This is a genomic window from Bartonella sp. MR110HLJHH, from assembly GCF_042194225.1.
In the GTDB taxonomy this organism is placed as follows: domain Bacteria; phylum Pseudomonadota; class Alphaproteobacteria; order Rhizobiales; family Rhizobiaceae; genus Bartonella; species Bartonella grahamii.
In genome coordinates this window covers 129990-139578 of sequence record NZ_JBHIMQ010000004.1, presented here as the reverse complement: position 1 = coordinate 139578, position 9589 = coordinate 129990, and the positions used below count along the sequence as shown (strand labels likewise).

The following is a 9589-nucleotide window of genomic DNA, read 5'->3' as shown; positions in this document are numbered from 1 at the left end:
TACAGATAAGCAGCTAAGAGCCTTGTTTGGTATTATAATTTTTATATTTTTATGCTTTTTAGGAATTAAAAAAAATCTTTACTTTATTCAGAGTATTTTGACATTCGCATCTGTTTCTTTGGTAATAGTCACAACGGTTTTTGCAATTTTATGCAATTCCAATACTCCTTCTGAGTTGCAAAACAACCCAAAATACAAATGCGGAAATACAACAGGTTGGGTGAAACTAACACGTGATTTACAACAATATATGCACCGACTTTTAAAGCTAATAAGTGTAGCGCTTGTCGTTTTAATTTTCCCAAGTAGTTATAAAGAAACGGTCTCTTTACCTATTATTTCTAAGTACGTGGAGTACAAGCTTTCTTTTTCATTGGATACTATACTTTGGTACTCAGATATTGCTCTTTGGTATTCCTTTTTAGTTTGTGTATTGTTTCTTATGTTACATACACGCAGTTTAATAAATATATCTATTTACACACTACAGTGCTCAGTTAAAAAAACATAGTAAAATTTCCGAACGTTTATAGATAAAATCAACAAGAGCATAAAAAACTATCGTGGGCTGCTTGATTTTAAAGATGCCCTACTTGCTCTAAAGGTGAAATATGTGGGATTGGGCTGTTATGCCGAGCTTGCCACAAATCATGCTTTTGTTGCAATTTAAGCCAGAATTCCGCATCATTTAAACCCGCTTTTTCTAACCGTAAAGCTAAGTTAATGCTAATCGCTGCATGACAGTTTAAGACGCGGGATAAAGTTAAACGTGCAACGCCAAGACGATTTGCAGCTTCTGTTACTGTTAACCCTAATTCATCAAGCAATTCTTCTTTCAAAATGCCGCCAGGGTGTGGAGGATTGTACATCATAATAACACCTCAAAACTCAATGGTAATCTTGATAATCAACCAGTTCAACGTCTGTCCCAATGAAACGAAAGGTAACACGCCAATTTCCATTGACACGCATTGACCAGTAACCTTTTAAATCGCCCGTAAGCGCATGTAGACGATACGATTTAAGAGTAACTTGTTCAGGCGCGGATATTGTATCTAAAATTACTAAAATGTTTGCTAATTTTTTAGCATGCGCGGGTTGTATGCCTTTGCAGACTCCTCTTTCAAAGAATAATTTCAACCCTTTATGCTTAAAACTAACGATTGCCATATATACCCTCTTGATACTTGATACTATACACCATGCATTTATGTCAATTGATTATTTATCAAAGAGCGCTTTAAGACATAATTTTATATGTTAAAAAACAATAATATCCTTTTGAAATAATTGAAAAAATATGCAAATCATGCTAGGATTTTGTATGTATTAAATACAAATTTAAGGTAAGAAAAAACATGCTAAATAAAGTGATGTTAATCGGGCGTTTAGGTGCTGATCCCGAAAGCAAAACGATGAATTCTGGAGCAGAAATAGTCAATTTTAGTATAGCAACTTCTGAAAGCTATACGGATAAAAATACTCATCAAAAAGTAGAGAAAACTGAATGGCATTCAGTTGTGATTTTTAATCCACATTTGGCAAAAATTGCTCTTCAATATCTAAACAAAGGTTCAAAGGTTTACATAGAAGGCAAATTACAGACACGCAAATGGCAAGATAAAAATGGGCATGACCGTTACACAACAAAGATTATTTTACCGCAATTCAAAGGCGAGTTGTATTTGCTTGATGCAAAGAAAGAGCAATCTGCCCCTTCTTCCGTTACTTCTCAAAATTATGCTATCGCTTCAGGTGCTGCTGATCATAGTGCATCTCTTAATGACAGCATACCATTTTGATTGATAAAATATAACATTGATAAAATATAACAAAGAGAAACATGTGGGCTCCCACAGATTAGGGGATGTATGAAGAAGAAAGATGCTTACATTTCACAAGTGAAAGTACGTCAAGATCCTGTTAATCAATTGGCAATTGAAATGCGTGCTAAACGCTTTGGTTTGACTATTGAAGAGGCTAAAAATCCGCTTGCTGGTACTTATGTTGGGCGGCTTTGTTTGCAAGGTGTGCTTACTCAAGACCAGTATGATGCTGCGCAAAAATATCTTGAAGTGAAAAATGACTATTTGTGTGCAAAAGGTTTACCAAGCGCTGTTTATGACGAAATACCATCATCTTCTGATGACAAAGCAAGAGAAAAATGGGTTGAATTTGCAACAGAACAGTTTTCTAATATGCAAGAGGCGATAAAAGAAACACAACATCTCTATAGACAGTATAATCTTTATGCAGCTCTACAGTACCTCGTTATAGAAGACCAAACATTACCACATCTTGTGAATTCATTGCGGGTCGCTCTTAACGCGCTTCATAAATATTTTGATCTTTAATCAAAGATTAAAAGGAATAATATCATACAACTAACTGCGGCGGTTGTTAATAAAAAGAAATAAGCAGGAATTTTCAATTTAATACGCCCAATCAAGGATTAAAAGGAGTAATACCGCGCAACTAATTAGAACAGTTGTTAATAAAAAGAAATAAGCAGGAATTTTCAATTTAAAGCGCCAAAGTAAGTTAATGATGATGGACATTATACTAATAAATATGAATATTCCTGTTATAATTATGAATATAATGATGAAATCATCAAATATTATGCGCCTCTGAGGTTTTTCATAATCAGAAACAGTGGAAAACGAAATGTTATATTGGTTAATTCCACTATCTGATAAAATCTTTTTTGGGTGCTGTGCTACTACGTATTCCTTTTGCACAACTTTAATTTTTTCATCTAAATTTTCATCAGTATTAGAAGACTGATAATGAGTAGAAATCTGTTCACTTTTGGCATAATTAGAAAGAAAAAGCACACTGATCATTACGACTAATAAGTAACTTATTTTTTTTGCTGATAAATAATTCATTATTTCTTTTATGGTTGGAGTTTAAGTATATATTAAAGATTAGGGAAAACGCTTAATAAATATTTTGATCGTTAGACAATTTTCCAAATAAATTTGATCAACGCTACCAGCGCTATAAGACAAATTAATATCAATGCTATAATCGCTACGATTCCTACAATTTCATCTAAATTTTCTATTATAGTAATAAAAATACCAATAAAAATTAACACTCCTAAAAATGCTATTCCTATTACAGGATAAAATACAAAAGCTGCTGCCATAGCTGTATAGCATCCTGTTTGGAATTGGAGGGACAAGAGCTCATAAAATGTGCTGTCAATATTTTCATCTTTTAAACTTAGCTTTTCTTCTCTTGCACATGCACTTAGTATCAAAAAATACGATACAAATGCTACAAATATTGGTACAATTAATTTATCTTGTTGTTGGTTGTCTAATCCGAAGGGATTAAAAGCAAGTATCATAAGACTAATTATAGTAAAGAACGGTAAAAACAAAATTAGTGTAAATGTCTTTTTAATTCTGCATAAATCTGCTTTTTTGAGAAATAACATTAATGCCCCCCGCTTTTTGCTAATCAATAACTTTGTGCTTCCGTATAATTGATTCGTTTAGAAGATACAATTTTGAGTGGTTGGTTGTTAAAGACACTAGATTTAGGTGAAAAAAATAAAAAATACACAATATAGTGATTTTTTTGTTGACAGGATATGAAAAATAGTGTTTTATGACATTGCTGTACTAGTCGAATTGCGTCTAGAATTACGGTAAAGGTATAACCTTTCTTATAAGTTTATATGATTGTTCAGAGCCCTGCTTTTGCGGGGTTTTTTTATTGTCTTGTTTACAAAAAGAAACACACATGAAAACCACTGAAAAACTTGCAAAAAGAACGCCCCCAAAGGCAGGTCAAGGGCGGGTAAAAGGCGTGCCAAATAAAACGACACGTATTTTGAAAGAAGCAGTGCTTAAGGCAGCAGAGCGCGCTGGTAAGAAATATGGTGATGATGGTTTGATCTCTTATCTCGAAAAACAGGCAATCAAATGCCCCGCTGCTTATTTAGCGTTGCTTGGTAAGGTGTTGCCTTTACAGGTAACAGGGGAAGATGGGGGAGCCATTAAGATGATAACGCGTGTAGAAATCGCGCCTTTGGTCAATGACAACACGACAGATTAATATTGTTCCAAAGCTTATACCGATTTTTACAGGTAAGGCTTTGGTACGAGCGGCTTGGGGAGGAAGAGGGTCTGGAAAGACAAGATCATTTGCCTTGATGGCTGCTTTAAAAGGCTATCAATTTGGTAGGGAAGGGATATCAGGAACTATACTTTGTGCACGGCAGTTTCAAAACTCGCTAGCAGAAAGTTCATTAGAGGAGATTAAACGCGCCATTGAAGCGCATGACTTTTTAAAGGACTATTACAAGGTTGGGGAGTCGTCGATTAAATCAATAGATGGTCGTATAGCCTTTCAGTTTTCTGGTCTTGACCGGAATATTGCAAGTATCAAATCCATGGGGCGTATTTTGCTGTGTTGGGTTGATGAGGCAGAGCCCGTTACAGAGACGGCTTGGCAAACGCTTATACCGACTTTGCGAGAAGAGGGAGAGGGATGGCGGGCAGAGTTATGGGTTACATGGAACCCTCTTCGAGAGAATGCCCCCGTTGAGAAGCGGTTTCGCTTTTCAGACAATGAGGCAATCAAGCGTGTGGAGATCAACTGGTCAGACAATCCGAAGTTTCCCAAGATCTTGAATGAAGCGCGATTGGATGATCTGAGAAATCGTCCAGAGACCTATAAGCATATCTGGGAAGGGGATTATCTGAAAGCGGTTCAAGGTGCTTATTATCAAAAGGAAATGTTGGCAGCTGAGCAAGAGGGGCGGATAGGGCGTGTTGCTCGTGACCCCTTGATGCAAATACGTGCTTTTTGGGACATTGGGGGAACAGGAGCTAAGGCAGATGCCACAGCGATATGGATAGCGCAATTTGTTGGACGAGAGATCAGAGTGCTTAATTATTACGAAGCACAGGGACAGCCGTTATCAGAGCATATAGGCTGGTTGCGTCAAAATGGCTATGAGAAAGCATTGATGGTTTTGCCTCATGACGGTGCGACCAGAGACCGTGTGCACAATGTGAGTTTTGAGAGTGCTTTAAATGATGCGGGTTTTGAAACGCAAGTGATCCCTAATCAGGGGGCAGGGGCGGTTAAGATGCGAATAGAGGCGGTGCGGCGTATTTTGCCTTCTGTTTGGTTCAATGAAGAGATGACGGTCGCAGGGCGCAAAGCACTGAATTGGTATCACGAGAAATGGGATGAGAAGCGCGGCATTGGTTTGGGTGCAGAGCATGATTGGTCGAGCCATGGGGCGGATGCTTTTGGACTGATGTGCATTGTCTATGAAGCGCCCCGTGTCAAACCCAAGCAAGAGCGTTATCGCACTATGGAAAGAGAAGCGGCATCATGGATGGCATTCTAGATCAAGACTTTCAAAAAACGACAATCCTCGATGAATATGAAATCTATAAGCGTTTAAAGTCTTGGTACGCAGAAGATATTGAACATGTTAATGAATGGCGTGAACAGGCGCGTGAAGATTTTGATTTTTATAATGGTCGTCAATGGGCAGAGGAAGATCTTGCAGTTTTAAAAGAGCAACGCCGCCCTGTCATGACTTTTAACCGCATTGCACCCCTTGTGAATGCTATTGTTGGGGCGGAGCGTAATAATAAGCGCGAAGTACAGTTTCAACCACGGCAAATGGGAGCAGCAATACCCAATGAATTGCTTACTGGAGCAGCAGAATGGTTTCGTGATGAGGCAGAGGCGGAATATGCCGATTCCGATGCTTTTCAGGATATGGTTATTTGCGGTATGGGCTGGACAGATACGCGGCTTGATTATGATACAGATCCCGAAGGGATACCTGCTGTTCAACGTTTAGATCCCTTAAAAATGGTTTGGGATGCCAATGCTGTAAGACCAAATCTCATTGACGCACAGCGTATGTGGTATGTTGATCGCAAATCCGTTGAGGATGCGAAAAGTCTTTTTCCTGATGTTGCTGTTGAAGATCTTAACGCCGATTGGGCTATCGATAGTACAACCGCTTCTGAGGATTCTCATGTGTCGCTTGATGCGTATCATGATGACTCCAATGCGTCTTCTCTCTCAGAGCCGTGTTCTGGGAAACGCTATGTTACGCTGGTTGAATGCCGTTGGTTTGAATATGAGACCACTTACAAGGCGCCTGACCTTCAAACAGGTCAGATGCGCAACTATAGCAAACGGGAGTTTGAACAGCTTCAAAGGGTAATGCCACAACTACAAGGGGTGTGTTTTAATAAAAAAGTGGTGAGACGCGCTTTTCTGGGACGACGTCTTTTAGCAAAGCCCGATAAGCCATTAGCACCTGATGGGCAACTTGGGTGGGAGTGTATCACGGGCACGCTGGATAAGCTTAAAAACCAGTTTTACGGGATTGTTCGCCCCGCAAAAGACCCACAAAAATGGTCGAATAAATATTTTAGCCAAGTGATGTATATCCTTAATAGCCAGTCTAAGGGCGGCTTGATGGCAGAACGAGGCGCTTTCGATGATGATCGCCAAGCCATGGAAAGCTGGGCGCGAACGGATACGATTACTTGGGTTAAAAATGGTGCGCTTACAGGAGGGAAAATTCAACCAAAGCCAAGTGCACAATTTCCCAATGGATTTTTCCAGCTGTTTAATGAATCGCGTGAAGCGATAACGCATGTAACAGGGTTATCGGCCGAGTTTATTGGAACACGGGAGGTCAACCAAGCCAATGTGCTGGAAAATACACGCCGGCAATCAACGCTTAATTTGCTTGCGGGGCTGTTTGATAATCTCAAGCTTTATCGGTGTAGGCAGGGAAAGATTATCCTTTATCTCATTCAGAATTATCTCTCTGATGGGCGTCTGGTACGTATTTCTGGACAAGAGAATGCCCAATATGTGCCGTTGACGCGTGAAGCTGTTACGACGCTTGAGTATGACATTATTGTTGATGATTCACCGACAAGCCCCAATGAAAAAGAGAAAACTTTTGCGGCAATTACGCAGATGTTGCCGTTGCTTGGTGGTTTCTTAACACCGGAGATGATTCCAGATCTTTTAAAGCTTTCCCCACTACCGGCAACACTTGTGGCAAGTTTAACCGCAAAGGCGCAGCAAGCACAACAAGAACAACAGCAACAGCAAATGATGCAACAAAGTCAAGGGGCGCAATTAACTCCAGAGCAACAAGCAAAGATTGCTGTTTTACAGCAAGAAGCACAAGCAAAGAGCACACTCTATCAACTTGATGCGCAGCAGAAACAAGCGGCATTGCAGCAGAAAAATATCGAACTTTTCTTGAAACAAGAACAAGCGCGGATGCAGCTTGAATTGCAACAGGCAAAAAATGAGATAGCGCAGCGTGATTTAGAACGCAAAGCTTTACAGGCACAGTTGGAACACTATCGAGTTTTGACAAAAAATATAATAGCACATTGAAGGGACAGAATATGGAAGAAGAGTTTACGCCTGAAGAACAAGCAATCTATGATGAACATTTTGCCAGTGATAATGCCGTTGAGTTGGTCGAGCCTGAACAAGTTGAGGAAGTTTTTGATGCAGAGGAAAGTTCTGAACAACCAGCTGTAGAACCACTTCAAGAGCAGCCAAATTCTGATGCAATAGAATCTGATAAATTAGAGCAAGAGCGGCAAGCACGCCAAAAGGCAGAACAAAGCGCCATTGAAGCGCGTGAATTGGCTATTGAACTTGCGCAAAAATATGCCGCAATGCAGGAAGAAATCACGCGCCGCCGTGAGGAAAATATTCCCTCCCTAGAAGACACCCCAAAAGCACATTTTGCATGGCTTAGTCATAAGGTACAGGAACAACAGAAATTGCTTGATGAGTTTTCTCATATGAAAGAGAGCCAAGAGCGCATGAGACAAGAGGAATATGAACGCCAAAAGTTGGGGGATTATTTCGAGGAAGCCAAAGCGCAAGTACAAGATAAATATCCAGATTTAGACAGTATCACAGACTATCTCTATGAAAGAGCAGACAGTGTCTTACAAGCGCAAGCAAGCCTTTATCCGCAATGGAAAGACCCAGAGGCACGGCAACAACAAATTGGTGCTGAATTGCGCCAAATATGCCAGCAGTGTCAGAAAGCCGGTATAAATCCAATTGAGGTGCTGGTGCAAAAAGCGAAAGCTTTTGGCTATAGTGGAGCGCCAGTTAAGGACGAAGTGGGAGCCCTTCAAGAGCGCTCTCAAGCAGCGCGGACGCTTACAGCGCGCGGCGGACAAGTTCCAACCGGCGGTATGGATGTGAGAACGCTCTTTTCCATGCCAGAAGCCGAATTTGCTGTATGGGTTGAGAAAAATCCCGAAAAATTTGAACAAATTATGAGCAGAGCGTGAGATGTGCGTGGTGACGCGACAGAGAGAACCAAGTGATTGTTATCGTTTGGGGGAGCCGCAAGGCGAGTTTTAAAAACCAAGAAAGGCATTGATTGAAATGGCAGTAACACAGGTAAATCTTAATGACCCATTAGCCGTTGGCGTTTGGGCTAAGATGCTAAACACAGAAACTTCAAAAGCGTTGCCCATTGCACCGCTGATGGGAAAAGGCAAAAACAGCATTATTCAAGTATTGGATATGCTAGGAAAATCCGCTGGTGACTCTGTGACGAGCGGATTACGCGTCCAACTTATGGGGGATGGCGTTAGCGAGGGACAAACGCTGGAAGGCAATGAAGAAGCACTCCAATTTATGAATGAAACGGTGCGTATTAACGAGCTTTCTCATGCTGTACGCGTAAAATATGAGGGCACCATTGATCAACAACGTGTTTTATTTAATTTACGAACAGAAGCAAAGGATGGGCTTGTTGATTGGTATGCAGACCGTTTAAGTTTGATGTTCTTCATTCAGGCAGCAGGTTATACAGCACCGTGGATTCATTTCGAAGGACGCACCATAACCCTTAAACCGGTACATTATGGTTTTAATGCTCCATTAGAGCCAAGCAAACTGCGTATTATTCGCCCAGCTAAGAAAAAGACTGATGAAGAACTTACAAAAGACGATGTTTTTACATTAGATCTTATAGATCGGGCTGTTGAACGCGCTAAACTTGCTAATCCACGTTTGCGCCCTGTTCGTGTTGATGGAAAATCGGCATATGTGATGTATCTCCACCCAACACAGGTGACCCAATTGCGTACCAATACAAAGAGCGGGCAATGGTTAGACATTACTAAGGCAGCTTATGATGGCTCTGGAGCTAAGAACCCAATTTTTGAGGGCTCTCTGGGGATGTATAATGGAGTTATCTTACGTGAAGCTGAACATGTCCCCAATGGTATCAATTCAAAGACACAAGAGCCTGTAACATCTGTTCGCCGTGCTGTGTTGCTTGGTGCGCAAAGTGTTATCATGGCTTATGGGCGCGTTGGCAATGGAGCAACAGGAGGCGATGGGAAAGGGGGAACACGCTATAAACTTGTTGAAGAACTGTTTGATTATCAACGTGAATTTGGGGTTGCAGCTAAAACCATTATCGGCATGAAAAAATCACGCTACACCTTGCCTCATTCTGATCAAGGGGGACAGGATTTTGGTACCATTGTCATCCCTTCTTTTGCTGAAGCAAGCTAATTATTAAAGG

General features: G+C 40.6%; 12 protein-coding genes. 8 read left to right on the top strand and 4 right to left on the bottom strand.

The features are described 5' to 3' along the window. Nucleotides 1-511: hypothetical protein (locus ACFIKB_RS04365; RefSeq protein ID WP_375652929.1), on the top strand; the 511-nt coding region annotated here is incomplete at its 5' end. Between the two features lie 67 nt (nucleotides 512-578). On the opposite strand, the gene ACFIKB_RS04360 is transcribed toward ACFIKB_RS04365, so the two are convergent. Both ACFIKB_RS04360 and ACFIKB_RS04355 read right to left on the bottom strand, forming a co-directional pair. Beyond that, complete coding sequence (locus ACFIKB_RS04360) at nucleotides 579-872, bottom strand: HigA family addiction module antitoxin (RefSeq protein WP_004856691.1); 294 nt, start codon at nucleotides 870-872, stop codon at nucleotides 579-581. Between the two features lie 16 nt (nucleotides 873-888). Beyond that, complete coding sequence (locus ACFIKB_RS04355; protein ID WP_252619286.1) at nucleotides 889-1170, bottom strand: type II toxin-antitoxin system RelE/ParE family toxin; 282 nt, start codon at nucleotides 1168-1170, stop codon at nucleotides 889-891. Nucleotides 1171-1358: 188 nt separating this feature from the next. Between ACFIKB_RS04355 and ssb the strand changes: the two genes are divergently transcribed. Together ssb and ACFIKB_RS04345 are read left to right on the top strand one after the other, a co-directional pair. After that, nucleotides 1359-1802 carry a single-stranded DNA-binding protein gene (gene ssb, locus ACFIKB_RS04350; protein ID WP_375652927.1) on the top strand — a complete coding sequence of 148 codons (444 nt, stop codon included), beginning with the start codon at nucleotides 1359-1361 and terminating at the stop codon, nucleotides 1800-1802. A gap of 69 nt (nucleotides 1803-1871) precedes the next feature. Further along, on the top strand, nucleotides 1872-2354 hold the full coding sequence (locus ACFIKB_RS04345; RefSeq protein WP_375652926.1) for a hypothetical protein: 483 nt from the start codon (nucleotides 1872-1874) through the stop codon (nucleotides 2352-2354). Nucleotides 2355-2432: 78 nt separating this feature from the next. On the opposite strand, the gene ACFIKB_RS04340 is transcribed toward ACFIKB_RS04345, so the two are convergent. Next, nucleotides 2433-2891, bottom strand: a complete 459-nt coding sequence (locus ACFIKB_RS04340) for a hypothetical protein (RefSeq protein ID WP_375620525.1) — start codon at nucleotides 2889-2891, stop codon at nucleotides 2433-2435. Between the two features lie 71 nt (nucleotides 2892-2962). Further along, nucleotides 2963-3448, bottom strand: a complete 486-nt coding sequence (locus tag ACFIKB_RS04335; protein ID WP_375628481.1) for a hypothetical protein — start codon at nucleotides 3446-3448, stop codon at nucleotides 2963-2965. Between the two features lie 308 nt (nucleotides 3449-3756). Between ACFIKB_RS04335 and ACFIKB_RS04330 the strand changes: the two genes are divergently transcribed. The 5 genes from ACFIKB_RS04330 to ACFIKB_RS04310 all read left to right on the top strand — a co-directional run bounded on the left by ACFIKB_RS04330 (nucleotide 3757) and on the right by ACFIKB_RS04310 (nucleotide 9579). Next, the gene (locus tag ACFIKB_RS04330) at nucleotides 3757-4071 is read left to right on the top strand and encodes a hypothetical protein (protein WP_375652925.1); all 315 of its coding nucleotides are present in this window, start codon (nucleotides 3757-3759) and stop codon (nucleotides 4069-4071) included. Beyond that, nucleotides 4052-5377: a PBSX family phage terminase large subunit gene (locus ACFIKB_RS04325; RefSeq protein ID WP_375652923.1), complete on the top strand. Its 1326-nt coding sequence runs from the start codon at nucleotides 4052-4054 to the stop codon at nucleotides 5375-5377. The genes ACFIKB_RS04330 and ACFIKB_RS04325 overlap by 20 nt, the downstream gene beginning before the upstream one ends. Next, nucleotides 5362-7416 (top strand): portal protein, encoded by a 2055-nt coding sequence (locus tag ACFIKB_RS04320; protein WP_375652922.1) that lies wholly within the window; start codon nucleotides 5362-5364, stop codon nucleotides 7414-7416. The genes ACFIKB_RS04325 and ACFIKB_RS04320 overlap by 16 nt, the downstream gene beginning before the upstream one ends. A gap of 11 nt (nucleotides 7417-7427) precedes the next feature. Then, the gene (locus ACFIKB_RS04315; RefSeq protein ID WP_375647086.1) at nucleotides 7428-8339 is read left to right on the top strand and encodes a hypothetical protein; all 912 of its coding nucleotides are present in this window, start codon (nucleotides 7428-7430) and stop codon (nucleotides 8337-8339) included. 97 nt (nucleotides 8340-8436) lie between these two features. After that, nucleotides 8437-9579 carry a N4-gp56 family major capsid protein gene (locus ACFIKB_RS04310; protein ID WP_375652921.1) on the top strand — a complete coding sequence of 381 codons (1143 nt, stop codon included), beginning with the start codon at nucleotides 8437-8439 and terminating at the stop codon, nucleotides 9577-9579. The last annotated feature ends 10 nt before the right edge of the window (nucleotides 9580-9589 follow it).